We start from the raw sequence: 26,569 nt of genomic DNA, 5'->3' as shown, positions 1-26,569 counted from the left end.
AATCGCCAGAGCCAACAGTACTCATGCAAACTGGGGTCCTCGCCTGCGCGGGGACGACGATCAACTCCAGGCCAGGATTCCCGCCTGCCAGGCCTTCGTCCGCTCCACCATCTTCCTGCTGCGCAGGATCTTCAACACCGCAGCCACTTCCGGGCGCCGCATCGCCGCGGCATCTCCGGCCAGGGCAAAGCTGCGCCGGGCCGGGATCGGCAGGGCCAGCGTGCGCACGCCCTCCGGTTCGGGAAACACCGCCAGCCGCGGCATGATCGAAAAGCCCATCCCGCGCGCGACCATGGCGGCGATGCTGGTGTCGTTCGCCAGCCTCTGCCTGGCCCGGACCGCCAGGCCGGCGGCGCGGCAGCGTTCCAGGACTTCGTCGGCGCCCGGGCAGGCCAGCTGGATGAAGGGCAGGCCATCCAATTGGTCCCAGGAAAATGGCTGCAAAGCGGTCCGCTCGGCCGGCAGGACCAGCACGTAATCGTCGTGCAGCCAGGGCAGGGAAGCCAGGCCGCGCGCCAGCGGCAGCTGGGCGACGGCGATATCGGCACGGCGCCCGCGCAGCGCGTCCAGCAGGGCGTCGCGGCCGAGGTGGCCATCGTCGATCTCGAGCACGATGCCCGGATGCGCGGCGGCCAGGGCCTCGGCCGCGTAGGGCAGCAGGTGGGTGCCGACGCTGCGGAAGCACGCCACCCGGACCTGCCCGGCCAGGGCTTCGGCAGCGCCGGTGCCGGCGCGCAGCTCCTGTTCCAGCTGCAGCATGGCGCGCGCCTTGTCCAGCACCCGCCGCCCGGCCTCGGTCGGCGCGGACCCGCCGTGCGAGCGGTCGAGCAGCCGCACCGCCAGTTCGCGTTCGAGTTCGGCGATGGCGTGGCTGATGCGCGACTGCGTGCACGCCAGTTCGGCGGCGGCCGCGCTGAAGCTGCCGTGGTCGGCGACGGCGGCGAACATCTGCAGTTGGCTGAGCTTGAGGGCCATCGAAATCCTTCATGGTTGGATCGTCGATTATCCGGGATTTCGGTAGCGCATGGTGGCGCAGGGCGCGAACATGCGGTTTTTCACCAGCAAGGAGAGACTTCATGCACCTGCCCGCGAATGCGGCCCTGATCCCGATCGACGTCCAGCAAGGCTTCCTCGATCCGCGCTGGGGCCAGCGCAACCACCCCGAAGCCGAGGAGCGGATCGCCGCGCTGCTGGCCGCCTGGCGCGCCACGGACCGGCCGGTCATCCACGTGCGCCACGCCTCGCGCAGCGCGACCGGCGCCTTCCGCGCGGGAACGCCCGGCTTCGCCTTCAAGCCGCAGGCCCTGCCGCTGGACGGCGAGACGGTGATCACAAAAGAGGTCAACAGCGGCTTCATCGGCACCGACCTCGAGCGGCGCCTGCGCGAGGGCGGCATCGATACCGTCGTGCTGTGCGGCCTGACGACCGATCACTGCGTGTCGACCACGGCGCGCATGGCCGGCAATCTCGGCTTCACGACCGTCGTGGTGGACGATGCCTGCGCCACCCACGAGCGCACCGGGCCGGATGGCCGCCATTTTACGGCCGGGGAGATGCACGCGACGGCGCTGGCCAGCCTGCATGGCGAATTCGCGCGCATCGCCGGTTCGCAGGAAGTGCTGGCGGCGCTGCAGGCGAAATGAATCAGGCCAGGACGCGCACCTCGCGGCGCCCGTGCGCCTGCATCGCGAACGCCAGCACCAGGCCCGCGCCGGCCAGGGCCGCCGCGACCCATTGCGGCGAGGCGTAGGAGTAGCCCATGATCAGCGGAATGCCGCCGAGGAAGGCGCCGGTGGCATTGCCGATATTGAAGCCGGACTGGCCCAGCGAGGAGCCGAGCATCTCGGCCTCGCGCGAATGCTCGATCAGCAGCATCTGGATCGACGGCCCCAGCGCCAGCGCGTTCGCACCGACGCCGAAGGCCAGCAGCACCATCGCCACCTGCGAGGACGCCAGCAGCGCGTTCAGCACCAACAGGACGATCATCGAGGCCAGCAGGATCTGGATCGCGCGCAGCGGATGCAGGCGGTCGGCCAGCTTGCCGCCGAAATGCACGCCCACGGTCATGCCGACCCCGACCACGGTCATGATCAGCGGGATCGCGTCGGCGTGGAAGCGCGTCACCTCGGTGAGGAGCGGGGCGATGTAGCTGAGCCAGGCGAACAGGCCGCCGGTGCCGATCGAGGTGATGCCCAGCGCCAGCCACAGCTTCGGGTTGCGGAAGATGCGCAGGTCCCGGGCCAGGCCGGCGCGCTTGCTGCCTTCGAAATACGGGATGACCTTGTGCGTCATGAAGGCGGTCGCCAGGCCGATCAGGGCGACGATCAGGAACACGATGCGCCAGCTCATGTGGTGGCCCAGCCAGGTGCCGGCCGGGACCCCTACCACGTTGGCCAGGGTCAGGCCGGAAAACATGCTGGCGAGCGCCGCCGCTTCCTTGCCCTTGTCCGCCAGGCGGGTGGCGACGACGGCGCCGACGCCGAAGAAGGCGCCGTGCGGCAGCCCCGCCAGGAAGCGGAACAGCATCATCGATTCGAAGTTGGGCGCGAAGCTTGAGAGCGCATTGAAGACGGCAAACATCAGCATGAACCAGACCAGCACGCCGCGCGGCGGGCGGTGGCCGAGCAGGCTGACCAGGGTCGGCGCGCCGACCACGACGCCGACGGCGTAGGCCGAAATCAGGTAACCCGCTTGGGGGATGGAAATATCGAGGCCGCTGGCAATGTCGGGCAGGATGCCCATCATGACGAATTCCGTCATGCCAATGCCGAAACCGCCCAGGGCCAGTGGGGCCAGGCTCTTCTTGATCACGTTATTCTTCGCTTTACTGTGGTTTGACGGCCCGCGGCGCCGCAGGCAGGGCAGGCGGCACGGCGGGGAACCGGCCATTATGCGGGCGCACGGTTGCGGCGTCCGCTTTCGAGTCGTGATGACGGATATAGGCTGGGTTGATGGCTAGCACGTCGTTCCCGGCATTGCCGGAAACGACTTCCCGCGAAGGCGGGATAGCGCCACCGGCGCTATCCCCCCAAGTTTGCGTGCGTACCCAAAGCGTTTGCTTGCGGCCCGCAACGAACTTGGGTCCCCGCCTGCGCGGGGACGACGTGCGAGCGCGGGGACGATCGTTAGTCCCCGGTCTCGTCGATCCAAGCGATGCGCCCGCTCCCCGCCTCATTCAGCCGCGCTACCAGCGCCCCGGCCTTGTCTTCGGGCAGGCTGAAAGCGAACGACACCTGCTCGCCATGCGCCACCTGCTCCAGCGTCGCCCCGGCCAGTTCCAGCTCGCGCCGCACCAGGCCTTCCATCGGATAGGAAACGGCGCAGCGCAGCAGGCGCTGGCGGACGATGGCAATCTTTTCCGCTTTCAGGAGGGCTTGCGCCACGCTGTCGGTGTAGGCGCGCACCAGCCCGCCGGCGCCCAGCTTGACGCCGCCGAAGTAGCGCACCACGGTGGCCAGCACGCCTTCGAGGTCCTGGTGGCGCAGCACGTCGAGCATTGGACGTCCGGCGGTGCCGCCCGGTTCGCCGTCGTCGACCGCGGCCGATTGCCCGCCGGCCAGCAGGGCCCAGCACACGTGCGCGGCGCCGGGGTGTTCCGCGCGCAGCCGCGCCACCACCTGTTGCGCGCCGGCGCGGTCCGCCATCGGCTGCACGCAGGCGATGAAGCGGCTCTTCTTGATGATGAGCTCGTGGTCGACGGGGGCGAGGATGGTCTGGGGCATGGAGGCCGGCGTTCCGATCGGACAAACAAAAAAGCCAGCTCGAAAGCTGGCTGATCTGCTACTGCTTGTTCGTGGTAGGCCGTGCTGGGCTCGAACCAGCGACCAACGGATTAAAAGTCCGCTGCTCTACCAACTGAGCTAACGACCCGACGGCCCGCATTATAGCGGCTCGGCAGCATCCGGCCAAGACCTTTCGTGTAGGAAATCTTGTGATATGCAAAAAGAATCACACAGCAATAAATCATGTATTGGACAAATCACAGGTCCTGCGGCACTCTGGTCGTTCATTCGATTGCCGTTCCGAGGAGACATCATGCCGACCTACCGTTCCCGTACCACCACCCAGGGCCGCAACATGGCCGGCGCCCGTGCCCTGTGGCGCGCGACCGGCATGAAGGATGGCGACTTCGAGAAACCGATCATCGCCGTGGTGAACTCGTTCACCCAGTTCGTGCCCGGCCACGTCCACCTGAAGGACCTCGGCCAGCTGGTCGCGCGCGAGATCGAGGCGGCCGGCGGCGTGGCCAAGGAATTCAACACCATCGCCGTCGACGACGGCATCGCCATGGGCCACGGCGGCATGCTGTATTCGCTGCCCTCGCGCGACCTGATCGCCGACTCCGTCGAGTACATGGTCAACGCCCACTGCGCCGACGCCATGGTCTGCATCTCGAACTGCGACAAGATCACGCCGGGCATGCTGATGGCCGCGATGCGCCTGAACATCCCGGTGGTGTTCGTGTCGGGCGGCCCGATGGAAGCGGGCAAGGTCATCAAGACCGTTAACAACGACAGGAAGATCATCAAGCTGGACCTGATCGACGCCATGATCAAGGCCGGCGACCCGACCCAGTCGGACGCCGACGTGCTGGAAGCCGAGCGTTCGGCCTGCCCGACCTGCGGCTCCTGCTCGGGCATGTTCACGGCCAATTCGATGAACTGCCTGGCCGAGGCGCTGGGTCTGGCGTTGCCGGGCAATGGCACCATCGTCGCCACCCACGCCGACCGCAAGGAACTGTTCCTGCGCGCCGGCCGCCTGATCGTCGACCTGGCCAAGCGCCATTACGAAGGCGACGATTACTCGGTCCTGCCGCGCAGCATCGCCACCCGGACGGCGTTTGAAAACGCGATGGCGCTGGACGTCTCGATGGGTGGCTCGACCAACACCGTGCTGCACCTGCTGGCCGCCGCCCATGAAGCCGGCGTCGACTTCACGATGGCCGACATCGACCGCATCTCGCGCAAGGTGCCCTGCCTGTGCAAGGTCGCGCCGATGACGGACAAGTACCACATCGAAGACGTGCACCGCGCCGGCGGCATCATCTCCATCCTGGGCGAACTGGCGCGCGCGGGCCTGCTCGACACGGAGGTAGCAACCGTGCACTCGCCGACCATGGCCGACGCGATCGAGAAATACGACATCCGCCGCAGCGACGACCCGGCCGTGCACCAGCTGTTCCGCGCGGCGCCGGGCGGCGTGCCGACCCAGGTCGCGTTCTCGCAGGCCGAGCGCTTCGATTCCAACGACATCGACCGCGCCACCGGCTGCATCCGCGACCGCGAACACGCCTACTCGCAGGACGGCGGCCTGGCGGTCCTGTACGGGAACATCGCCGAGAAGGGCTGCATCGTGAAGACGGCCGGCGTGGATGAGAGCATCTTGAAATTCTCGGGCAGGGCGCGCGTGTTCCACAGCCAGGACGCGGCGGTCGAAGCCATCCTCGGCGACCAGGTAGTGGCAGGGGACGTCGTCATCATCACCTACGAAGGGCCGAAGGGCGGCCCGGGCATGCAGGAGATGCTGTACCCGACCTCGTACATCAAGTCGAAGGGCCTGGGCAAGGCCTGCGCGCTGTTCACGGACGGACGCTTCTCGGGCGGCTCGTCGGGCCTGGTGATCGGCCACGCTTCGCCGGAAGCGGCGGAAGGCGGCGCGATCGGCCTGGTGGAAGAGGGCGACATGATCGACATCGACATCCCGGCCCGCACCATAGCCCTGGCCGTGTCGACCGAAGAACTGGCGCATCGCCGCGCGAAGATGGAGGCCCGCGGCATTGAAGCGTGGAAGCCGAACCGCGAGCGCGTCGTCTCGCAGGCGCTGCAGGCGTATGCGGCGCTGACCACCTCGGCCGACCGCGGTGCGGTGCGCGACCTGTCGCAGCTGAAGCGCTGAAGCCGGCCTCGAAACGCCGGACCCTGCGCCCAGCCGCGCACGGTCCGGCGTTTTTTTACGCCTTGCCGACCGGCCGATGCCGGCTCAGAAACCGAGCTTGAACCTGGCGTTCACGCCGTTCCCGTTTGTGTCCTTGCCCCATTTCTGGGAAGTATTGCCGTAGTTCTGGCTTTCCACGGTCACCGACGCTTTCTCGTTCAACCTGTACTGCGCACCGAGCCGGGTATACAGGCCGGTATCGGCGTTGTCGTCCCTGCCGAAGGCGTCGGCGCCCCGGCGTTCGCTGTGGGCCATGCCCAGCGCGCCGTAGGCCGAGAGCTTGTCGGTAAGCGGCGCCGTTGCCTTGACGGCGAGATAGCCGTGGAAGCCCTTGGCGCCGAGCGCGCCCGTGGTGTCGAGGGGATCGCGCGGGTCGATTGCGTGGAAACCGCGGTCCTTGCGTTCCCGGTAGCCCGCTTCGAGCGCGAGATAGCGGTTCAGGTTGATGCCGGCGACGAGCCGGGGATCGCTGCGGTAGCCATCGAAGAGTCTGGTGTACGGATGCTCGGCCTCGTCGGCCATGTAGGCGCGCTCGAAGGGCGCCGGGATCCTGGCGAATGCCCTGGCTTCCGGCGACGGCCGGGACTCCAGCCGGGCCTGGGATGGCGGATCCACCGGCTGCCCGTGGGCGCCGCTGGCGGCCAGAACGGCCGCGGCAAATGCGAAACGGAATGCGTTCATGCGCGCAGGATAGCAGCTGGTCATCGGAATAATTGTCATGATTTGGTAAGCGTCTATACTGGAATGGCAGGCTGGTGAACCGCCGTGCGCCCGACACGGTCCAACACCAGGACAACCGGACGAGGAACCGACATGGCCACGTATCTGGTGGAAGCGAACTATCTCAGCAAGGGGATCAACGGCCTGATGAAGGAAGGCGGCACCCGGCGGCGCGAAGCCGTCGACGACCTGTTCGCCTCGCTTGGCGGCCGCGTCGAAGCCTTCTATTTCGTGTTCGGCGACCGCGACGTCATCATCATCGGCGAGCTTCCCGACAACACTGCCGCCGCTGCGCTCGCCCTCCGGGTGAATGCCGCCGGGGTCACCACGTGCAAGACGACCGTGCTGCTCACGCCGCAGGAAATCGACGTCGCCGTGACGAAGAGCGGGACCTACCGACCCCCCGGCGCCGACATTCCCTACGAGGTCGCCAACTGGGAAGGCGAAGGCGGGCATGTGACGGCGGATTGAAACGCCGGAAATCGGCGATCAATCCATCATGACCCCAGGGGCACGTGCCAGGAGCGCAAGGTCGAGAGCACTGTCAATAGTTCGGCAGGCTCAACCGGTTTGGCCACGTGCATCTGGAAGCCGCTTGTCAGCGCGCGCATGCGGTCCTGAACGCGCGCATAGGCCGTCAACGCCACGGCCGGTACGCCCGGCAGGCCCTTCTGTTTCTCGCGCTGCCGTACTTCCGTAATGAAAGCATAACCATCCATTCCAGGCATGCCGATATCGCTGACGATCAAATCGGGTTGCATGCCTTCCCAAAGAAGCAGTGCTTCCTCGGCGTTGCCAGCAGTTTCGACCACGGCGCGCGCACTGGACAGCACCGACGCCAGCATGTTTCGCGCGTCGTCGTCGTCTTCGACCAGGAGCACAACCACACCTGCCAATCCAAACTCTTCTGTATTGAGTGGAATGGGGTAGGACTGTGCCGCCGGTTCATGCGATGCCGCAGCCGCGGAACGGGTCGCCAGGGGGGCCAGCGGCAGGCAGACAGTAAACGATGCGCCCTTGCCCAGTCCATCGCTATACGCGCTTACGGTACCGCCATGCAATTCGACCAGTTTCTTGACGATCGCCAGACCAAGCCCAAGCCCGCCATGCTTGCGGCTCGACGAAGAGTCCACTTGGGTGAAGCTGTCGAAAATCCGCGGCAGATATTCCGACGGGATGCCGGCCCCGTTGTCCGTCACGACGACATGGACATTCGAATGGTGCCGTTGCAGGGCAAGGTGTACACGTCCACCCTTTGGCGTGAACTTGATGGCATTGGACAGGAGATTCCAGATGATCTGCTGCAAGCGTTCCGGATCGCCGGAAACCGGTCCGGCCAGCGGATCGGTCACGACCTGCAGTGCGACCGATTTTGCCATGGCCGCTGGACGTAGTGCCTCCACGGCGGCTTCGAGCGAGGCCTGTGGCGAGAAAAGCTGCACATTCAGGCGCAGCTTGCCGCTAACGATACGCGAAATATCGAGCAGGTCTTCCACGATCTGGGCTTGGGCCCGGGCATTGCGCTCGATGGTCTCGATCGCGCGCTGCGCCATGGCACTGTCCAGGCGGCCGGAAGTCAGCATCTGGGACCATCCCAGGATGGAGGTGAGGGGCGTCCTCAATTCGTGCGAGACGGTTGCGAGGAACTGGTCCTTTGCTTCGTTTGCCCGTGCCGCCTCTTCGTACAATCTCTGCTTTTCGACGGCTTCCAGCTCCGCGCGGTGCTGCGCGAACACGGCGTCCTGGTACAACGATGCCTTGTTCAGGCCAATTGCCGCCTGTGCCGCAAGGGTCTCCACCAGCCGTTCGTGTTCTTCCTTGAACACCGCGAGGTGCTCGTGACCGAAGAACAAGCCACCGATGACCTCACCGTTACCGAACGTGACCGGAACGGCCAGATAGGAACGTACCGGCAGATGCCCCGGCGGCATGCCGTGATGCGGAGCCATTTTTCCGTAGCGCGGATCCGCCAGTATGTCGTCGCTGCGGATTGCGCCTTCGCCCCGGAACGTCGGGCCGAACAGATGGGTATTGCGGGGCAGTGGGAACTTGGAGAAGTGTTCCTTCGGTACGCCGGAGATGGTATACAAGGTATACGACTCTCCGGCCTGGTCACGTACGTTGTAGAAAAAGGCGCCGAACTGCGCGCCCGTCAGGCTGGTTGCCGTATCGGTCACTGCCTGCACAATTTTTCCGTGGTCGAGTTCTTGTAAAATCAGCAGGCCAATCTGGTACAGCGCTTCGCGTTCGTGCTCTTGTTTGCGTACCGTGCGGGCATCCTGCACTTCGATGACCGTCCCCACTACCTGGCCCTGTCGACGGATGGGGCTGGCGGTAAATGTTACCGGATAAAAGGTGCCGTCCTTGTGTACGAAAACCTCTTCGCCCTGTTCCTGCATATCGGCAGGAGCCGCGCGATCGATCGGGCATTCCGCAAGCGGGTAATGGCTTCCATCCGGGCGGGTGTGATGGACGAATTCATGCAGTGGAGCACCTTGTACTTCAGCAAGGGTATAGCCCGTCAGCTGCTCTGCCGCAGGATTCATGTACACGCAATATTGCAGGTGATCCATGACAAACAGTGCTACCGTAGCGTTGTTGCACAAGTCCTCCAGATCGATCAGGCGATGGTTTTCCACGGTCAACTGTAAGTGATGAAATTGTCGAGATCTTACAGGAAAGATACATACGCACGATTCAAACCGACATGTTACCGTGCCGTGCTGGCAGGCCCAGAAAAAGCAAAAAGCCCACGAACCGAAATTCGTGGGCTTTTCATGTGTTCTGGTAGGCCGTGCTGGGCTCGAACCAGCGACCAACGGATTAAAAGTCCGCTGCTCTACCAACTGAGCTAACGACCCGAAGGCCGGCATTATAGCGGCTCTGCAAGGTTTTGCTAAGCCCCTGGCTCTGGTTGTTCTATTGCAACTGAAAGCTTGGCGACGGCGTCCCGGTTTCGTCTGGGCGGGGCATGAAAGCAAAAAGCCCACGAACCGTCGTCGTGGGCTTTCGGGGCAAAAAAGTCTTAGTTTGCGCCGCCGCGTCCCGCGCGCTCGTTCGACGCGAGGCGGATCGTTTCCTGCCGGACGATGGAAGGGTCCTGCGCGAGCACGATGCGGTCGGTGTCGGGTTCGGAGCTGAACTGGATCGATATCTTGCCGTCGCTCGAGGCAAAGCGGTCCGTTCCAGCCAGATCGAGTTCCTTCTGCTGGCCGCGCCCGATCCTTACATAGAGGCGCCCTTCGAGCACGTAGAGTTCGGCGCGGCTGCCATCGCTGAGCCTGTACACGCCCGTGACCTGAGCCATCTGTTGTGTGGTGGCGTGGCGTGGTTCGGCCGATCCCGCTTCGGCGTGGGCCGTGCTCACGGTCGTCAGCAGGGCGGCAGCCGCCAGGAAGATGGAAAGTGCTCGCATGGGTCGCTCCATTTCGGTGGTTGGGAAGGTGACGTACCGAGTGTAGGGAAGACCGCGAAAGAGGGTGTTGACTGTAGCCAACTTTTGATTCTCAGCGGAATCAAAAACGAAAACGCCAACCCGAAGGCTGGCGTTTTCGTTGAATCTTGGTAGGCCGCGCTGGGCTCGAACCAGCGACCAACGGATTAAAAGTCCGCTGCTCTACCAACTGAGCTAACGACCCGAAGAAGGCACGCATTATAGCGGGCCGTTTTGATTTACGCTAGAGGTACGTGAACATCAGGACAATGCCGAGGTGACTTTTAGCACCTCTTCCGCCGTCGTCACCCCTTCGACAACCTTGTACGCCCCGGCGATGCGCAGCGGCTTCATGCCGTCGAGCACGCTCTGCTGGCGCAGTGCCGCCAGGTCCGTCACTTCCCGGATCAGGTGGGAAAACGCTTCCGTCACCGTCGCCAGCTCATAGATGCCGGTGCGGCCGCGGAAGCCGGTCTGGCGGCATTCCGGGCAGCCGACCGGGCGGTAGACAGTCGCCGGTTTCGGGATTTCCAGGGCCCCGACTATGCTGTCCCAGACTTCGTCCGACAGTTCGCCGTCCGGGCTCTTGCAGTGCGGGCACAGGGTGCGCACCAGGCGCTGGGCCATGATGCCGCTCAGGGTCGAGCCCAGCAGGTACCAGGGTACGCCCAGCTCCAGCAGGCGCATCACGCTCGACGGGGCGTCGTTGGTGTGCAGGGTCGAGAGCACCAGGTGGCCGGTCAGCGCGGCCTGGATCGCCATCTCGGCCGTCTCCAGGTCGCGGATCTCGCCGACCATGATGATGTCCGGGTCCTGGCGCATCAGCGCGCGCACGCCGTCGGCGAAGGACAGGTCGATGCCGGGCTGGACCTGCATCTGGTTGAACGACGCTTCGACCATCTCGATCGGGTCCTCAACCGTGCAGACGTTGACCTCGCTGGTGGCGAGCGCCTTCAGGGTCGTGTACAGGGTCGTGGTCTTGCCCGAGCCGGTCGGCCCGGTCACCAGGATGATGCCGTGCGGGCGCTTGGTCAGTTCATCCCAGCGCTGCGCGTCGTCGGGCGGGAAGCCCAGCTCCGGCAGGGTCTTGACGACCACTTCCGGGTCGAAGATACGCATCACCAGTTTCTCGCCGAACGCGGTCGGCATGGTCGACAGGCGCAGCTCCACCTCCTGGCCGCCGCCGGTCTTGGTCTTGATGCGGCCATCCTGCGGGCGGCGTTTTTCGATGACGTCCATCCGGCCCAGCAGCTTGATGCGCGCGGTCATGGCGATCATTACCACCGCCGGCACCTGGTAGACCTGGTGCAGCACGCCGTCGATGCGGAAGCGGATCACGCCGAACTCGCGCTTCGGTTCCAGGTGGATGTCGGAGGCGCGCTGGTCGAAGGCGTAGCTCCACAGCCAGTCGACGATGTTGACGATATGCTGGTCGTTGGCGTCGACCTGCTTGTTGGTCTTGCCCAGTTCGACCAGCTGCTCGAAGTTGTTGCGCAGCGCGAGGTCCTGGCCGCTCGACTTGTTGGCGTCGCGGATCGACTTGGCGAGGCTGAAGAACTGCGAGATGTACTGGGCGATGTCGAGCGGATTGGCCAGCACCAGTTCGATGCGGCGGCGCGAGATGCGGCCGATCTCGTCCTGCCACTCGGTGTGGAAGGGATCGGCGGTCGCCACCACCAGCGTATCGCCCTTGAGCTCGACCGGCAGGATGTTGAAGCGCGCCGCATAGCTGGCCGACATCACGTCCGCGACCTTGGTGAAGTCGATCTTCAGAGGATCGATGCGCAGGAAGGGCAGGCCGACCTTGCCCGCGCACCACTCGCCCAGCACGTCCAGGGTCAGCAGCCGGTGCGGCGGCCTGGCGGAGACGATCTTGCACTGGGCGACCGCGGTAAGCGGATGCATCGAGCCGACCGCATTCTTGAGGATGCCCTGGGCCTGCGAAAAGTGCGGCTTGACCGTCGACTTCTCGACGATGCCGTCGGCCAGTAGCCACGAAAAGATGGTCTGCAGGTCGAGCGCCCTGGGGCGGGTGGACTTCGATGCGGTGGTCGGGGCGTTCATGGCGTCAGGCGATGCCGGCCTGCAGTCCCTTGACCCAGGACTTGGCCGGCAGTTTGGTGGCGGCCACGATCTGCGCGGCGCGGGCGGCCAGGCGTTCCGGGTCGAGGTCGGGCTTGTTCTTGAAGCACAGCGCGACCACGTTGCCGTCGTGGACTTCCGGCAGGCAGATCACCTGTTCGAAGGCGAAGCGCATCGCCTTGATGTTCTTCTTGAAGCTCGGGTGGTCGCCGAACAGGTTGACCGTCATGACGCCGCCCTCCGCCAGGCAGGCGTTGCAGGCCAGGTAGAACTCGGGCGTGTCGAGCACCGGGCCGCGCGCGGTGGCGTCGTACAGGTCGCACTGCAGCACGTCGAAGGCTTCATGGTTGGCGTCGTCCTGCACGAAGTCCATCGCATCCATCTCCAGCACCTGCAGGTGCTCGTCGTCGGGCGGCAGCTTGAACATCGAGGAGCAGATCGCGATCACGGACGGGTTCAGTTCGACCGCGGTCACCAGCGCCTGTGGGAATTGGCGGTAGCAGAACTTGGTGAGCGTGGCGGCGCCCAGGCCCAGTTGGGCGATGGCGCGCGGCTGCTCGATGAACAGCATCCAGGCCATCATCTGCTGCGCGTATTCGAGCTCCGGCCAGTCCGGTTTGCGGATCCGCATCGCGCCCTGGACCCATTCGGTGCCGAAGTGCAGGTAGCGCACGCCGTCCTGTTCGGACAGGGTGACGGGAGCGAATTTCGGCTTGCGCGACGGCTTGGCGGCGGCGGGCGCGGAGGCGGGGCGGCGCGAGGATTCGGCCTGTTCGATGGATTTGCGTTTGATGAGCATAGGACGACCTGAAGGGAACATCCTATTATCGGGGGGAGGCTTCCCCAGTGCAAGCAACGCACCGGGGAAGAGCAGCAGGCTGATGCTGCGGGAGGAACCGACGGCGCGGAGAAGAGGGGAGTCCTCCGGGCCGGTAGAACAGATTACTGGTACGGGTCCGCTTCGACCGAGACGCGCACGCGGACGCGGTTGCCCGGATCGCGGTTCATCACGGTGGTGTAGGTGTGGCCGCGGTAGTCGTAGGTCACGTCGTAGCCGTTGGTGCGCTGTTCGACCGCTTCCACGGTGCGGCAGCGCTGCACGGCCTGTTCCTGGGTGCCGGCATAGTTGCTGCGGCCGTCGTTCTCGACGTGGTCGCCGACCATGGCGCCGGCGATCGCGCCGGCGGCCGCTGCGGCGACCTTGCCGTTACCGCTGCCGACCTGGCTGCCGAGCAGGGCGCCGGCGATACCGCCGACCACCGAGCCGCCCTGGCCGCGCTGTTGCTGGACCGGGGCCTGCACGTAATCGGTGCGGCATTCGCGGCGCGGGCTGCGGATCTGCTCGATACGCGGCTGTACACGCACGACCTGGCCGAAATCTTCGAAATCGCCAGCCTGGGCCAGCGGCAGGGCGCACACGCCCAGAGCGGAAAGAATCAGTTTGGCTTTGAAGTTCATTTTCGTACCTCGGTTAGTAGACTTTTACTGCCACAACTGAATGTTACCGCTAGTTGACGACCTGAAGCGATCCGTGTGGCAACAAATTGTAACAGCCGGAAGGAGATATACAGATACATCTCTTCAGCGAAAAAAGGTGTAAAAAGCCTTAATACAGGCTGAAAAAGCCCTGCAATTGTCAGAAATCTTGGCTGCTCGGCCATATTCGGGTTGATTCAGATACTACAAAACGTTACCCTTACGGGACTAAGGGTTTTAACGGTGGGAAACTTGAGGGGAAAATGAGTTTGTTGATGAGAGTGCCGCCTAATCTTGTGCAGTCGATCCGGGCTTATCGCGCCACGGAACTGCAGAAGGAAGCAGGCCGCCTTGGCCATCACTTCCTCTATGCTCATTGCGCCAACGCCCTCACCAAACAGCAAGTCTGCGCCCGCATCGGGGAGCAATTCACCTTCCCCCGCCAGTGCAGCAAGAATTTCGATGCGTTGCGTAATTGCATCACCAATGTGATTGCCGAGGCCGGACCGCAGCCGGGCTTCATCGCCGTGCTCGATCAATTGCCGAATACGCAAAAATTCGACAAGGAAGCCCGCGAAACCCTGCTCGACGTCTTCCGCGACGCGGCCGAATTCTGGGCCGAGAAAAAAGTCCCGTTCCGCGTGTTTTATTCGTTCGAAGAACCGCAATCGCCGCAGTCGGTGGGGTGGGTCGGGGCAAGGCCGTTCGAGCAATAAAGCCCGCAACACCTAAACGTCGCCGCCGCGACTCGACGTCGTCCCCGCGAACGCGGGGACCCAAGTTTGCAAGCGCTTTGTTAACTTAAGCAGAAATTGGGTTCCCGCCTGCGCGGGAACGACGGTTCTTACCATTCCTTTCCATTGGCCCACCCCCAGCCTCGGGTTACAATGCTCGCTTATGAAAAATATCGTGATCCTTATTTCTGGCCGAGGCAGCAATATGGAGGCCATCGTGCGTGCGCGGGAAGCGCAGCAGTGGCCGGCCAGGATTGCCGCCGTGATCAGCAATAAGCCCGACGCAAAGGGGCTCGCATTCGCGCAGGCGCACGGCATCCCGACCGCCGTGGTCGACCACAAGGCCTTCGCTTCGCGCGAAGCCTTCGACGCCGCCCTGCAGGAAACCATCGACGGCTTCCAGCCCGACCTGGTGGTGCTTGCCGGCTTCATGCGCATCCTCACCGCAGGCTTCGTCGAGCACTATGCCGGCCGCATGCTGAACATCCATCCCTCGCTGCTGCCGCTGTTCCCCGGACTGCACACGCACCGGCAGGCGCTGGCGGCAGGGGTGGCCGAGCATGGCGCCACCGTCCACTTCGTCACCGCCGAGCTGGACCATGGTCCGACCGTCCTGCAGGCGCGCATTCCCGTGCGGCCGGGCGATACCGAGGACGATCTCGCGCAGCGCCTGCTGGCCGAGGAACACGTCATTTATCCGCAAGCGGTGCGCCTGTTCGTCGAAGACAGGCTGCGCATCGCCGACGGCGAAGTCCGCATCGCCGAGACCACCAGTATTTAAACCAAGGAAACACATGAGATTGCCACCCGCGATTCTCGGCAATGCTGAAGAAGTATTGCGCGAGATCCTGCGCTTCACGTCGCCCGCCGACGTCACCCTGTCGCGCTACTTCAAGGACCATCCCCGCCTCGGCGGCCGCGAGCGCGGCGCCATCGCCGAATGCGTCTATTCCATCCTGCGCAACAAGAACTTCTTCACGGAATTCGGTGGCTTCGGCACCGGCGCCAGCGCCACCATGCGCCGCCTGGTCCTGCTCGGCATGGCCGAGGCCGTCGGCGCGGAGTCGCTGGGCGGCCTGACCGAGGACGAAAACGCCTTCCTGGCCCGCATCAAGGAAATCGACCGCTCGCTGCTGCCGCCGAAGAAGCGCGCCAACCTGCCCGACTGGCTGTACGACAAGTTCGTCGCCCAGTACGGCGAAGAAGAAACCCTGCAGCTGGCCGCGGTGCTGAACACGCCCGCGCCGCTGGACCTGCGCGTCAACACCCTGAAGACCGACCGCGAGAAGGTGATCGCCGAGCTGGCCACGGCCCCGATCGTGGCCGAGCCGACGCCGTATGCGCCGACCGGCCTGCGCATCATGAAGAAGCCGGCCCTGCAGAACCTGCCGCTGTTCAAGGAAGGCGCGATCGAAGTCCAGGACGAGGGCAGCCAGGTGCTGGCCCAGCTGCTGGGCGCGCGCCGCGGCGAGATGGTGGTCGACTTCTGCGCCGGCGCCGGCGGCAAGACGCTGGCGATCGGCGCGATCATGCGCAGCACCGGCCGTCTGTACGCCTTCGACGTCTCGGAAAAACGCCTGTCGAAGCTGAAGCCGCGTTTGGCGCGCAGCGGCCTGTCGAACGTGCACCCGGTCGTCATCGCCCACGAGCGCGACGCCAAGGTCAAGCGCCTGGCCGGCAAGATCGACCGCGTGCTGGTCGATGCGCCGTGCTCGGGCATGGGCACGCTGCGCCGCAATCCGGACGTGAAATGGCGCCAGCAGCCGGAAGGCATCGCCGAGCTGACCGAAAAGCAGATCTCGATCCTGGACGGCGCCTCGCGCCTGGTGAAGTTCGGCGGCCGCCTGGTCTACGCGACCTGCAGCCTGCTGGATGAGGAAAACGACGGCATCGTCGCGCAATTCCTGGCCAGCCACCCGGACTTCGAACTGGTTCCGATGAACAAGGTGCTGGCCGAGCAGCGCATCCCGCTGGAGATGGGCGATACCCTGAAGATGCTGCCGCACAAGCATGGCACCGACGGCTTCTTCGCCGCCGTGTTCGAGCGCAAGGCCGCTGCCAAGGCCGTCAAGGCGGAAGACGCCGCCGACGCCGAAGAGTAATCCGACCGCGCCGACCGCATGCCGCTGACCAGCCTGATCGACGACCTCCTCGATGACCTGAGCCGCCCCGGCATGCCGTGGCAGGTCGGGTCCATCGCCGCCAGCATCGCGCTGGGCTGGCTGGTGGCGGGGCTGTTGCAGTTCTGGTGGCGCCGGCGCCGCGCCGCGCGGGGCATCACCGCGCCGCACATCGGCATGGAAAGCCTGGCGCGCGTGGTGGCGCCGCTGCTGGTGGTCGGCCTGCTGTACCTGTCCAGCGCGCTGCTGGCCGGGCACCGATTCCACACCAACATCGTGAAGGTGGCGATTCCGGTGTTCTGGTCGCTGGTCGTGATCCGCCTCGCCTTCTACCTGCTGCGGCGCGTGTTCGCGCGCCACGGCCAGCTGGGCGAGGCCTTCGTCACCTTCGAAAAGATCTTCGCCCTCGTGGTGTGGCTGGCGGTGGCGCTGTACATCACCGGCATGTGGCCGGACATCTTCGACCTCCTCGACAGTTACCAGCTGAAATACGGTCCCAAGCGGACCGAGCGGGTATCCCTGTTCGATATCCTGCAAGGCGTCGCCTCGGTAGCGATACTGATGATGCTGGCGCTATGGGCCGGCGCCGCGCTGGAAGAGCGCCTGATGGGCGTGCAGGCCCTGCACAGCTCGCTGCGCGTGGCGCTGGCGCGGGTCGGCCGCGCGGTCCTGATCGTCGGCTCCGTGCTGCTGAGCCTGAGCCTGGTCGGCATCGACCTCACCGTCCTGTCCGTGTTCGGCGGCGCGCTCGGCGTCGGCCTCGGCCTGGGCATGCAGCGCATCGCCAGCAATTACGTGTCCGGCTTCATCATCCTGATCGAGCGCAGCCTGTCGATCGGCGACATGATCTCGGTCGACAAGTACGCCGGCAAGGTCACCCAGATCAACACCCGCTACACGGTCCTGCAGGGCCTGGATGGCGTCGAAACCGTGCTGCCGAACGAGATGCTGATCTCGGGGCCGGTGCTGAACCAGACGCTCAGCATGCGCGCGGTGCGGGCCTCGACCAAGCTGATGGTGGCCTACGGCTCCGACCTCGACCAGGTGATGCCGCTGCTGGTGGCCCAGGCCGCCGGGACGCCGCGGGTGCTGGAACATCCCGCGCCCGGGGTCTCGCTGAGCCGCTTCGCCCCGGAAGGCTACGAGCTCGACCTGGGCTTCTGGATCGGCGATCCGGAAAACGGGCAGGGCGGCGTAGTGTCCGAAATCAACAAGAAAATCTATGCCCTGGTGCAGTCCGGCGACATCAAACTTGGCATCCCGTCACTTGATACTCGCCTCCTTGATGCGCATATAGCATCGGTTGTGGCACGGATTCACAATTAACCCTGTCCTCATTGCGTCCTGACGTGCCGCAGGGCAGTAGATACGCGTAAAATGCGGTGTGCGTCATGCGATGCGTATGACATTTCGGCGATCGCAAGCCATCCATTCTGGAGTGTTAATGAATTTTCTGAGCAACATCTTCCAAGCCGTCCTGTCCTTCCTGGACGGTGGCTTGGCCGATCTGTCGGGTTGGCAGATGGTCGTGTACACGCTCATCGTGACCCACATCACGATTGCCGGCGTCACCATCTACCTGCACCGTCACCAGGCGCACCGCGCGCTGGACCTGCATCCGATCGTCAGCCATTTCTTCCGTTTCTGGCTGTGGCTGACCACTGGCCAGGTGACCAAGGAATGGGCTGCGGTGCACCGCAAGCACCACGCCAAGTGCGAGACCGCCGAAGATCCGCATAGCCCGGTCACCCGCGGCATCAAGAAAGTCCTGCTGGAAGGCGCCGAGCTGTACCGCGCGGAGACCAAGAACCTGGAAACCCTGGAAAAGTATGGCCACGGTTGCCCGAACGACTGGATCGAGAAGAAGCTGTACACCAAGTACAGCTGGCTCGGCGTGTCGATGCTGCTGCCGTTCAACGTAGCGCTGTTCGGCGTGGCCGGCATCACCATCTGGGCCGTGCAGATGCTGTGGATCCCGATCACCGCGGCCGGCATCATCAACGGCCTGGGCCACTGGACCGGCTACCGCAACTACGACTGCAACGATGCTGCGTGCAACCTGATTCCCTGGGGTATCCTGATCGGCGGCGAAGAGCTGCACAACAACCACCACACCTTCGCCACCTCGGCCAAGCTGTCGAGCAAGTGGTACGAGTTCGACATCGGCTACGCCTACATCCGCATGATGGAAATGGTCGGCCTGGCCAAGGTCAAGAAGACGATTCCGAAGCCGAAGCTGGCCAAGAACAAGCTGGAAGCCGACCTCGATACGCTGCAATCCGTCATCACCAACCGCTACGACGTGATGGCCAAGTACGCCAAGTCGGTGAAGGCCGCCTTCCGCGAAGAAGTCGAGCACCTGAAGCACAAGGCCGAACTGGAATCGCGTTTCCTGAAGACCTCGCGCAAGCTGATGCAGCGCGAGCCGGCCAAGCTGCAGGCCCCGCAACAGGCCCAGCTGAGCGAGTTGTTCGAGCACAGCAAGGTGCTGGAAACCATGCACCAGATGCGCGTGGAACTGGGCGCGATCTGGGAACGTTCGCACTCCACCCGCGACCAGCTGCTGCAACAGCTGCAGGACTGGTGCACCCGCGCCGAAGCCTCGGGCATCAAGGCGCTGCAGGAGTTTTCGATGCGCTTGCGCAGCTATGCGTAAGCATTAGGGCAGCAAATGATAATGGCTCCTTCGGGAGCCATTTTCATTTCCGTCGTTCCCGCGAAGGCGGGAACCCAAGTTTGTTTGCTTTACCGGCACCCCCCCGTTTTCGGAAACCCGCAAGCAATCAGCTCCGCCACGCCCGGATTCGCCAGGTAATCCATATGCGCCGACACCGGGTTTTCGATCAGGCCCAGCCAGGTCGTGTCGATCGACACCAGCGCATCCGCCACCGCCACGTCCGGCGCCGCGTAGCGGGCCGGCAGCAGGCGGTAGGACAGCAGGTCGTTCGGGTCGGTGAAGGCGACCACGGCCAGGCGGGCGACCGGTTCCGCGCGCAATGGCGCCTGGCGGCGGCGCAGTTCGAGGAAGCGTTGCAGCGCATCCGGCGCCGCGGCCGAGCGGCTATCCGGCCGGCGTTCGATGTCCTGTTCGGACAGGCCCAGGATGGGCAGCTGGTTGCCGGCCATGAACACCAGGCCCAGGCGCCGCGCGGCCTGCTGGCCCATTTCCCGGATGCGCGGCTGGCGCGATTCGAGCATGCTGCTCAAGGCGTCGAACAGGATCTTGCTGCCCAGGCTTTCGGCGACCACCGCCAGGGTGTGGTCGCCGTTCGGATTGCTTTCGAGGATGCGCGAGATCGACTCGATCATGGCGTCGCGGATCGCATTCCGGCTGGCGCCCTCGTAGATCACGGCGTCGGACAGGCAGTCGTTCAGCAGCCTGTCCTTGACGTAGCCGTTCAGCCAGGCGCGCGCCGGCTTGCACTCGCCGGCCGGAACGCCCGCGGCGGAACAGTCGCTGCTGGTGCCGGTATTGTCATAGTCGAGCTGGCGCTTGAGCTGCGCCGTCAGGCGCGACCAGACCAGGGCGTGGAAGCGCACCGGCGTGTTGCCGATCTGCTGGGTGCGCTCGATGAGCTGGATGCCGTTGGCGCCGAGCGCCGCCTGTTCCGGAACGTTCGCCGACACCACGCCGGCGATGCGGTCGATGCCGTGGTTGGCCCAGGCGGCATCGTGGGTGCACATGCCGTGCACCAGGATGACATCGAGCGGGCGTCCGCCGCCGGCCTGGACGAGATTCGCGATGCCGGGGAAGGGCGTGCTGTCGCGCACGACGATCGGTGGGCGGTAGGGCGTGGAGCAGGCGGCCAGCAGGCCGGGGATGAGCAGGGTGAGCAGAAACCGGGGTGCGCGCCGCATGGTTTTTCCTCCAGGAGCGCCGGCCGGGGCGGTCGGCAGACGGGCTCGACTATAGCGAGCCTGCCGGCGGGGAGCGGGGCAGTTCGAGGGTGGTCTGATCCGGGTCAACAAACAAAAAAGCCGCGCACTGCGAAGTGGGCGGCTTTTCTGGACCGAAGAAACGAGATTACTTGATCTTGGTTTCTTTGTAGATCACGTGCTTACGTGCTTTCGGGTCGAATTTGGTGATTTCCATCTTCGCCGGCATCGTGCGCTTGTTCTTGGTCGTGGTGTAGAAGTGACCGGTACCTGCGGTCGATTCCAGTTTGATCTTGTCGCGGCCAGTTTTTGCCATGATAGCTCCCTATTTAGATTTTCTCGCCGCGGGCGCGCAGATCGGCCAGCACAGCGTCGATGCCCAGCTTGTCGATGACGCGCAGGCCGGCATTCGAAATACGCAGGGAGACCCAGCGGTTTTCGGATTCTACGAAGATGCGACGGTTCTGCAGGTTCGGCAGAAAACGACGCTTGGTTTTGTTGTTGGCGTGGGAGACGTTGTTGCCAACCATCGGGCCCTTGCCAGTAACTTGGCAAACACGTGCCATAGCGCACTCCTTGAGTAAACTTCCACAATTGGAAAAACGAGAGTATAGCGTGAAAACAGCCGCGTAATCAACAACTTGCGGAAAAAAATTGTTTCTTAAATCATCGCCTGAATTTAACAATCGTAAAATTACGCAAGTATTGCGCTGTAAGCTGCTGTTTTCACACTGTTATCCGGCGGCGCCGGGGGCTTGTGCGGCTGCCCGCAGGCGCCGCGGTTGTCCGCCTGGCGCCACGGTAGGGTAAAGCCGCGGCCGCCATGCCGCACGTTTGTCGCAGTTCAATCCCATGCCGCATGCATGCCTCAATGTGGATACTTCAATCACGAGGATGTCATGCACGACGATTCCCAGGCCGAACTGCAGCGGCCCGCAGGCGCCCATGCCGCGCCGCCGGGTGCGTTATCCGGCACGGACCGCGGTCCGCTGCTGGTGCTGCTCGCCTGGTGCCTGGCCTATCTCGCCATCCGCCTTGCCGAGCACGGCACGCTCGAGCGGGACGAAGCCGAGATCGTCTATCTCACCCAGCAGCTGCGGCTCGGCTACGGCACCCAGCCGCCCCTGTATGCCTGGCTGCAGTGGCTGGGCTTCGAGGCCTTCGGTATCGACCGCTTCGGCCTGCTGATCCTCAAGACCCTGGCGCTGGCGGCGACCGGCATCGCGATGTTCGGGGCGGCCCGGCCCCTGGTCGGCCGCAAGGGTGCCCTGGCCGTGACGGCCTCGCTCGTCCTGTTTCCGCAGCTCGGCTGGGAAGCGCTGCGCATCCAGACCCATTCGGTGCTGATGACCGCCATCGCCTGCGCCACACTGTGCCTGTACTTCGCGTTGCTGCGGCGGCCGACGCTGGCGCGTCATGCCGGGTTCGGCCTGCTGTGCGGCCTGGGCCTGCAGACCAAATACAACTACGGCGTATTCCTGGCCGGCGTGCTCGGGGCCAGCCTGCTGGTGCGCGCGCACCGCGAGGTCTTCTGGAGCCGCAAAGTCTGGGCCGCCGCGCTGCCGGCCCTGCTGCTGGTACTGCCGCATGCCGCCTGGGTGGCCCGGCATCCCGAACTGGCCTTCGGCGGCACGCTGCGCAAGATGCAGGACGGCGCCGTGGCCGCGCCCTGGCTGGAGCGGGTGGCGCAGGGCGGACTCGGGGAAGTCACGGCGCTGGTCACCTTCACGGCACTGCCGGCGCTGGTCTGGGCGGCGGTCTGCTGGCGCCGCCGTGCGCTGTGGCGCGGCCAGGTAGCGTTCGATCGGCGTTCGCCGGCCAGCCTTTTCTTCGCCTGCCTGTACGGCGTCTGCGGGGCGTTGCTGGTCGCGCTGGCGCTGACGGGCGAGGTCGGCACAATCAAGGAGCGCTGGATGATTCCGTTGCTGTTTTCACTGCCGCTGGGGATCTTCGTGATGTTTCCCGAAATAAATAAAGACGCCGTCTGCGCGGATATCCTGCGCGTGGCGGCCGCCGCGGCGCTGTGCCTGCTTGTCCTGCTGCCGGCACGCACCTGGCTGGCGCCGCTGTTCGGCAAGATGATGACGCGGCACCACCCTTATGCGGCGCTGGCGGACGCCATCCGGCGGCATTGTCCGGCGGCGCGCACGGTCGTCACCGAAAGCCTGCTGTCAGCCGGCAATTTGCGCTTCGCCCGGCCTGCCGTGTCCACGCTGCTGCTGGAGGATGCCCGGCGCGCGCATCTTCCGCTGGCAGGGCCGGCGGCGCTGGTGGCGCATACCCGGGATGCGGCGTCCGCGCTGGCGGTCTTTCATGCGGTGTGGCCGGACGCCAGGCTGGAAGGACGCGAAGAGCTGCGCCTGGCGCTGGAGGATGGCAGCGTCAGGCACATGGCTTTCATGCTTGTCTGCGTGGCAAGGGCGCCGCCATCAGCGCGACATGGCTAGAGCTGCCCATGCTCGGCAAACGAATACACCTGCGGCCCGGCCACCACGAAATGGTCGAGTACGCGGATGTCGACCAGCCCCAGGGCCTGGCCCAGCGTATGGGTCAGGCGCAGGTCGGCTTCGCTCGGGTCGGGCGAGCCGGACGGGTGGTTGTGCGCCAGCAGGACGTTGGCGGCGTTGTAGGCCAGCGCTTCCTTGACCACTTCGCGCGGGTGGACGCTGGCATGCGTCAGCGTGCCGCGGAACAGTTCCTTGTCGGCGATCAGGCGGTTCTTGACGTCTACAAACAACACCACGAAGGATTCGTAGGGGCGGCCGCCGAGCTTGATGCGCAGGTAGCGCTTGACCGCCTCGGGCGAGGACAGCAGGTCGCCGGCCTGCAGCTGCTCGGCGATCGCGCGCCGCGCCAGTTCCATCACGGCCTGCATCTGCGCATACTTGGCCATGCCGAGCCCGTGCACTTCCGAAAAATCGGACAGCGTGGCCCCGAACAGGCCGTGCAGGGAGCCGAAGTGCTGCAGGATGTCGCGGCCCAGCTCGACCGCGCTCTTGCCGCGCACGCCCACCCGCAGCAGCAGGGCCAGCAGCTCGGAATTGGACAGCGCATGCGGGCCTTCGCGCACCAGGCGTTCGCGCGGCCTTTCCTGTTCGGACCAGTCGTTGATTCCCATTCTTCCCCCGTCTAAAAGTGGGCTTGGGCGGACGGGACCGGCGGCTCTGGCTTACAATAGCGGTTTGCACGTTACGCACACGCACAATCCGCAATGTCCACCACCAACGCTCCCATCGTCACCGAATCGGCTTACCTGACTCTGCATTATCGTCTGGCCACTGCCGACGGTACTGATATCGTCACAACCTTCGGCAGTACGCCGGCCACTTTGTTGCTGGGCCAGGGCCAGCTTGCGCCCTTCCTCGAGCAGCGCCTGCTGGGCATGGCGGAAGGCACGCACGCGACCTTCGATCTGAGCCCGGCGGAAGGCTTTGGCGAGCGCAACCCCGAACTGATCCAGGCCGTGTCGAAGAAGACGCTGGAAGACAATTCGGTGCCGGACGCCGATTACCAGGTCGGCGACCTGGTCGATTTCGCGGCGCCGGGCGGCGGCCGTTTCGCCGGCGTGCTGCTGCAGATGCGCGAGAACGACGCCCTGTTCGACTTCAACCATCCGCTGGCAGGCCAGTCCCTGAAGTTCGAAGTGCAACTGATTTCCGTCCTTTAAAAAGATTATGGAAAACGAAATCCTGTTAGCCCAGCCGCGCGGCTTCTGCGCCGGCGTCGACCGCGCGATCGAGATCGTCGAACGCGCCCTGCAGCAGTTTGGCGCGCCGATCTACGTGCGCCACGAGATCGTGCACAACGCCTATGTCGTCAACGACCTGCGCAACAAGGGCGCGATCTTCATCGAAGAGCTGGACGACGTCCCGCCGGGCAACACCCTGGTGTTCTCGGCCCACGGCGTGTCGAAGGCCGTCCGTGAGGAAGCCGAAGGGCGCGGCCTGAAAGTGTTCGACGCGACCTGCCCGCTGGTCACCAAGGTCCACGTCGAAGTCGCCAAGATGCGCAAGCAGGGCGCCGAGATCATCATGATCGGCCACGCCGGCCACCCGGAAGTCGAGGGCACCATGGGCCAGGCGGAAGAGGGCATGCACCTGGTCGAGACGGTCGAGGACGTCGAGAAGCTGCAGGTCGCCAATCCGGACCTGCTGGCCTATGTGTCGCAGACCACGCTGTCGGTGGACGACACCGCCGAGATCATCGCCGCCCTGAAGCGCCGCTTCCCGAACATCATCGAGCCGAAGAAGGGCGACATCTGCTACGCCACCACCAACCGCCAGGAAGCCGTGAAGTTCCTGGCGCCGCAGGTCGAGGTCGTGGTCGTGGTGGGCAGCCCGAACAGCTCGAACTCGAACCGCCTGCGCGAAGTGGCAGAGAAGAAAGGCACGCCGGCCTATATGGTCGACAACGCCGACGCCATCGACCCAAGCTGGATCGCCGGCAAGAAGCGCATCGGCGTGACCGCCGGCGCCTCGGCTCCGGAAGTGCTGGTGCAGGCCGTGATCGACCGCCTGAAGGAACTCGGCGCGGCCAGCGTGCGCGCCCTCGAAGGCGTGGAAGAGCACGTCACCTTCCCGCTGCCGAAGGGCCTGGCCTGATCCATGGGTTTCCAATCGATCCCGCTGGAGTTTTTCAAGGACTATCCTGAACCTGGCGTCAACTTCATCGACGTCGGCTGCGTCTTCGACAACCCGGTCCACTGGCAGGTCGCCATCGACACGCTGTACGAGCGCACCGCCGACCTGCATTTCGACTTCATCCTGGCAATGGATGCGCGCGGCTTCATGATCGCCGGCGCGCTCGCCTACAAGCGCGCGATCGGCTTTGCCATGGCGCGCAAGCCAGGCAAGCTGCCGGGCGAAGCGATCAGCATCGACTACCAGCGCGAGTACGGCAGCGCGACCATCGAGATCCAGCCGGCGCGCATCAAGGGCGAGCGCGTCCTGATCGTCGACGACGTGCTGGCTACCGGCGGCACCATCGAGGCGGCGGCAGCCCTGCTGCGCCAGGTCGGCAAGGAAGTGGTGGGCGCGGCGGCGCTGTTCGACATCGCCTTCTTCCAAGACAAGCGCACACTCACGATGCCAGTCATCACGCTCCGGGACGTTTGAGCGGGGCCGGCATGCCCGGCGCATCAATTTCCGATGTCAGTTTTTCAAAAACATCGCTATGATGATGACGCTCGGAAATCGTGTATGCAACAGCAAAGCGGCACTTCGGCAACCCGGGTGCCGTTTTTTATATGAGACAGTAAAAACGATGGAAACTTTCGTCCAACAGATCCTGAACGGACTGGTGCTGGGTAGCATGTACGCGCTGATCGCGCTCGGCTACACCATGGTCTACGGGGTGCTGAACCTGATTAACTTCGCCCACGGCGACGTGCTGATGATCGGCGCGATGGTTGGCCTCTCCATCCTGAAAGGCCTCGATGCCGCCTTTCCGGGCATGTCCGGCGGCCTGCAGCTGGCGATCGCCATCATCGGCGCGATGCCGGTGACGATGCTGGTCAACGTGCTGATCGAGCGCATCGCCTACCGCCGCCTGCGCAATGCGCCGCGCCTGGCGCCCCTGATCACGGCGATCGGCGTCTCGATCCTGCTGCAGACCTTTGCGATGATGATCTGGGGCCGCAGCCCGCTGCCGTTCCCGCAACTGCTGTCCTCGGATCCGATCATGGTCGGCGGCGCCGTGATTTCGCAGACCCAGGTGCTGCTGCTGGTGCTGGCCGCGCTCAGCATGGTCGGGCTGGTGTTCCTGGTCGAGAAGACGAAGATGGGCCGCGCGATGCGCGCCGTCGCCGAGAACCCGCGCGTGGCCGGCCTGATGGGCGTGGACGCGAACCGCGTGGTGGTGACCACCTTCGCGATCGGCGCCGCGCTGGCCGCCGTCGCCGGCGTGATGTGGGGCGCCAACTATGCGTCGATCCAGTTCGCGATGGGCACGGTGCCGGGCATGAAGGCCTTCTCGGCCGCGGTGCTGGGCGGTATCGGCAACATCTACGGCGCAATGATCGGCGGGATCGTCCTCGGCATCATCGAAAGCCTGGGCGCCGGCTACATCGGCGACCTGACCGGCGGATTCCTCGGCAGCCACTACCAGGACATCTTCGCCTTCATCGTGCTGATCCTGGTGCTGACCGTGCGTCCGTCCGGCATCATGGGCGAGCGCGTGGCGGACCGCGCATAAGG

Annotated in this window: 26 protein-coding genes and 3 tRNA genes; 13 read left to right on the top strand and 16 right to left on the bottom strand. The window is 64.8% G+C overall.

The genetic code is table 11. The annotated features are described in order from the left end of the window. Window positions 1-60 precede the first annotated feature (60 nt). Window positions 61-975, bottom strand: coding sequence for a LysR family transcriptional regulator (locus AC3A6M_RS00980; protein WP_487850888.1), 915 nt, complete (start codon window positions 973-975; stop codon window positions 61-63). A gap of 101 nt (window positions 976-1,076) precedes the next feature. Here AC3A6M_RS00980 and AC3A6M_RS00975 point away from each other — a divergent pair, with 101 nt between their 5' ends. Continuing rightward, entirely contained in the window at window positions 1,077-1,643 is a 567-nt protein-coding gene (locus AC3A6M_RS00975) for a cysteine hydrolase family protein (protein ID WP_487850887.1), read from the top strand. 1 nt (window position 1,644) lies between these two features. Here AC3A6M_RS00975 and AC3A6M_RS00970 read toward each other — a convergent pair whose 3' ends face one another. The 3 genes from AC3A6M_RS00970 to AC3A6M_RS00960 form a co-directional block, all read right to left on the bottom strand. Further along, the gene (locus AC3A6M_RS00970) at window positions 1,645-2,811 is read right to left on the bottom strand and encodes an MFS transporter (RefSeq protein ID WP_487850886.1); all 1,167 of its coding nucleotides are present in this window, start codon (window positions 2,809-2,811) and stop codon (window positions 1,645-1,647) included. A gap of 314 nt (window positions 2,812-3,125) precedes the next feature. Then, window positions 3,126-3,722 carry an IMPACT family protein gene (locus AC3A6M_RS00965; RefSeq protein ID WP_487850885.1) on the bottom strand — a complete coding sequence of 199 codons (597 nt, stop codon included), beginning with the start codon at window positions 3,720-3,722 and terminating at the stop codon, window positions 3,126-3,128. Between the two features lie 72 nt (window positions 3,723-3,794). Continuing rightward, window positions 3,795-3,870: transfer RNA gene (locus AC3A6M_RS00960), tRNA-Lys, on the bottom strand. Between the two features lie 165 nt (window positions 3,871-4,035). Between AC3A6M_RS00960 and ilvD the strand changes: the two genes are divergently transcribed. Continuing rightward, window positions 4,036-5,895, top strand: coding sequence for a dihydroxy-acid dehydratase (ilvD, locus tag AC3A6M_RS00955; protein ID WP_487850884.1), 1,860 nt, complete (start codon window positions 4,036-4,038; stop codon window positions 5,893-5,895). An 84-nt stretch (window positions 5,896-5,979) separates the two neighbouring features. Here ilvD and AC3A6M_RS00950 read toward each other — a convergent pair whose 3' ends face one another. Continuing rightward, complete coding sequence (locus AC3A6M_RS00950; RefSeq protein WP_487850883.1) at window positions 5,980-6,615, bottom strand: outer membrane beta-barrel protein; 636 nt, start codon at window positions 6,613-6,615, stop codon at window positions 5,980-5,982. Window positions 6,616-6,747: 132 nt separating this feature from the next. On the opposite strand from AC3A6M_RS00950, the gene AC3A6M_RS00945 reads away from it, so the two are divergent. Continuing rightward, the gene (locus AC3A6M_RS00945; protein ID WP_487850882.1) at window positions 6,748-7,125 is read left to right on the top strand and encodes a GYD domain-containing protein; all 378 of its coding nucleotides are present in this window, start codon (window positions 6,748-6,750) and stop codon (window positions 7,123-7,125) included. A 26-nt stretch (window positions 7,126-7,151) separates the two neighbouring features. Here AC3A6M_RS00945 and AC3A6M_RS00940 read toward each other — a convergent pair whose 3' ends face one another. The 7 genes from AC3A6M_RS00940 to AC3A6M_RS00910 all read right to left on the bottom strand — a co-directional run bounded on the left by AC3A6M_RS00940 (window position 7,152) and on the right by AC3A6M_RS00910 (window position 13,627). Then, window positions 7,152-9,293, bottom strand: coding sequence for a PAS domain-containing hybrid sensor histidine kinase/response regulator (locus tag AC3A6M_RS00940; protein ID WP_487850881.1), 2,142 nt, complete (start codon window positions 9,291-9,293; stop codon window positions 7,152-7,154). Window positions 9,294-9,439: 146 nt separating this feature from the next. Continuing rightward, window positions 9,440-9,515, bottom strand: a tRNA-Lys gene (locus AC3A6M_RS00935). 164 nt (window positions 9,516-9,679) lie between these two features. Next, a complete protein-coding gene (locus tag AC3A6M_RS00930) occupies window positions 9,680-10,069 on the bottom strand; it encodes a hypothetical protein (RefSeq protein ID WP_487850880.1) in 390 nt (129 codons plus the stop codon). Between the two features lie 147 nt (window positions 10,070-10,216). Beyond that, window positions 10,217-10,292: transfer RNA gene (locus AC3A6M_RS00925), tRNA-Lys, on the bottom strand. A 56-nt stretch (window positions 10,293-10,348) separates the two neighbouring features. Then, the gene (gene tfpB, locus AC3A6M_RS00920; protein ID WP_487850879.1) at window positions 10,349-12,151 is read right to left on the bottom strand and encodes a type IV pilus assembly ATPase TfpB; all 1,803 of its coding nucleotides are present in this window, start codon (window positions 12,149-12,151) and stop codon (window positions 10,349-10,351) included. Between the two features lie 4 nt (window positions 12,152-12,155). Next, window positions 12,156-12,968, bottom strand: coding sequence for a spermine/spermidine synthase domain-containing protein (locus AC3A6M_RS00915; protein ID WP_487850878.1), 813 nt, complete (start codon window positions 12,966-12,968; stop codon window positions 12,156-12,158). 143 nt (window positions 12,969-13,111) lie between these two features. Further along, on the bottom strand, window positions 13,112-13,627 hold the full coding sequence (locus tag AC3A6M_RS00910; protein ID WP_487850877.1) for a glycine zipper 2TM domain-containing protein: 516 nt from the start codon (window positions 13,625-13,627) through the stop codon (window positions 13,112-13,114). Between the two features lie 281 nt (window positions 13,628-13,908). Between AC3A6M_RS00910 and AC3A6M_RS00905 the strand changes: the two genes are divergently transcribed. From AC3A6M_RS00905 to AC3A6M_RS00885, 5 genes are all read left to right on the top strand, one after another. Next, window positions 13,909-14,361 (top strand): barstar family protein, encoded by a 453-nt coding sequence (locus AC3A6M_RS00905; RefSeq protein WP_487850876.1) that lies wholly within the window; start codon window positions 13,909-13,911, stop codon window positions 14,359-14,361. Between the two features lie 181 nt (window positions 14,362-14,542). Next, window positions 14,543-15,160, top strand: coding sequence for a phosphoribosylglycinamide formyltransferase (gene purN, locus AC3A6M_RS00900; protein ID WP_487850875.1), 618 nt, complete (start codon window positions 14,543-14,545; stop codon window positions 15,158-15,160). Between the two features lie 13 nt (window positions 15,161-15,173). Next, window positions 15,174-16,481: an RsmB/NOP family class I SAM-dependent RNA methyltransferase gene (locus AC3A6M_RS00895; RefSeq protein WP_487850874.1), complete on the top strand. Its 1,308-nt coding sequence runs from the start codon at window positions 15,174-15,176 to the stop codon at window positions 16,479-16,481. Between the two features lie 18 nt (window positions 16,482-16,499). Then, window positions 16,500-17,825, top strand: coding sequence for a mechanosensitive ion channel family protein (locus AC3A6M_RS00890; RefSeq protein ID WP_487850873.1), 1,326 nt, complete (start codon window positions 16,500-16,502; stop codon window positions 17,823-17,825). Window positions 17,826-17,943: 118 nt separating this feature from the next. After that, on the top strand, window positions 17,944-19,155 hold the full coding sequence (locus AC3A6M_RS00885; protein ID WP_487850872.1) for a DesA family fatty acid desaturase: 1,212 nt from the start codon (window positions 17,944-17,946) through the stop codon (window positions 19,153-19,155). An 89-nt stretch (window positions 19,156-19,244) separates the two neighbouring features. Here the strand turns inward: AC3A6M_RS00885 and AC3A6M_RS00880 are convergent, their stop codons facing one another. The 3 genes from AC3A6M_RS00880 to rpmB all read right to left on the bottom strand — a co-directional run bounded on the left by AC3A6M_RS00880 (window position 19,245) and on the right by rpmB (window position 20,941). Continuing rightward, entirely contained in the window at window positions 19,245-20,357 is a 1,113-nt protein-coding gene (locus tag AC3A6M_RS00880) for a hypothetical protein (protein WP_487850871.1), read from the bottom strand. 166 nt (window positions 20,358-20,523) lie between these two features. Then, entirely contained in the window at window positions 20,524-20,691 is a 168-nt protein-coding gene (gene rpmG, locus AC3A6M_RS00875) for a 50S ribosomal protein L33 (protein ID WP_005665735.1), read from the bottom strand. A 13-nt stretch (window positions 20,692-20,704) separates the two neighbouring features. Then, window positions 20,705-20,941 (bottom strand): 50S ribosomal protein L28, encoded by a 237-nt coding sequence (gene rpmB / locus AC3A6M_RS00870; RefSeq protein ID WP_060567073.1) that lies wholly within the window; start codon window positions 20,939-20,941, stop codon window positions 20,705-20,707. Between the two features lie 333 nt (window positions 20,942-21,274). Here rpmB and AC3A6M_RS00865 point away from each other — a divergent pair, with 333 nt between their 5' ends. Continuing rightward, complete coding sequence (locus AC3A6M_RS00865) at window positions 21,275-22,822, top strand: ArnT family glycosyltransferase (protein WP_487850870.1); 1,548 nt, start codon at window positions 21,275-21,277, stop codon at window positions 22,820-22,822. Here the strand turns inward: AC3A6M_RS00865 and radC are convergent. Then, window positions 22,819-23,493, bottom strand: a complete 675-nt coding sequence (gene radC / locus AC3A6M_RS00860) for a RadC family protein (RefSeq protein ID WP_487850869.1) — start codon at window positions 23,491-23,493, stop codon at window positions 22,819-22,821. The genes AC3A6M_RS00865 and radC overlap by 4 nt on opposite strands. A gap of 93 nt (window positions 23,494-23,586) precedes the next feature. On the opposite strand from radC, the gene AC3A6M_RS00855 reads away from it, so the two are divergent. The 4 genes from AC3A6M_RS00855 (at window position 23,587) to AC3A6M_RS00840 (ending at window position 26,567) form a co-directional block, all read left to right on the top strand. Beyond that, the gene (locus AC3A6M_RS00855) at window positions 23,587-24,042 is read left to right on the top strand and encodes an FKBP-type peptidyl-prolyl cis-trans isomerase (RefSeq protein ID WP_487850868.1); all 456 of its coding nucleotides are present in this window, start codon (window positions 23,587-23,589) and stop codon (window positions 24,040-24,042) included. Between the two features lie 7 nt (window positions 24,043-24,049). Then, the gene (gene ispH / locus AC3A6M_RS00850; RefSeq protein WP_487850867.1) at window positions 24,050-24,976 is read left to right on the top strand and encodes a 4-hydroxy-3-methylbut-2-enyl diphosphate reductase; all 927 of its coding nucleotides are present in this window, start codon (window positions 24,050-24,052) and stop codon (window positions 24,974-24,976) included. Window positions 24,977-24,979: 3 nt separating this feature from the next. Continuing rightward, window positions 24,980-25,489, top strand: coding sequence for an adenine phosphoribosyltransferase (locus tag AC3A6M_RS00845; RefSeq protein ID WP_487850866.1), 510 nt, complete (start codon window positions 24,980-24,982; stop codon window positions 25,487-25,489). A gap of 148 nt (window positions 25,490-25,637) precedes the next feature. Further along, window positions 25,638-26,567 carry a branched-chain amino acid ABC transporter permease gene (locus AC3A6M_RS00840; protein WP_487850865.1) on the top strand — a complete coding sequence of 310 codons (930 nt, stop codon included), beginning with the start codon at window positions 25,638-25,640 and terminating at the stop codon, window positions 26,565-26,567. Window positions 26,568-26,569: the final 2 nt, after the last annotated feature.

The sequence above is a fragment of the Telluria sp. Soil_C_11 genome, from assembly GCF_057657395.1.
This window is presented reverse-complemented; position numbering and strand designations above follow the sequence as displayed.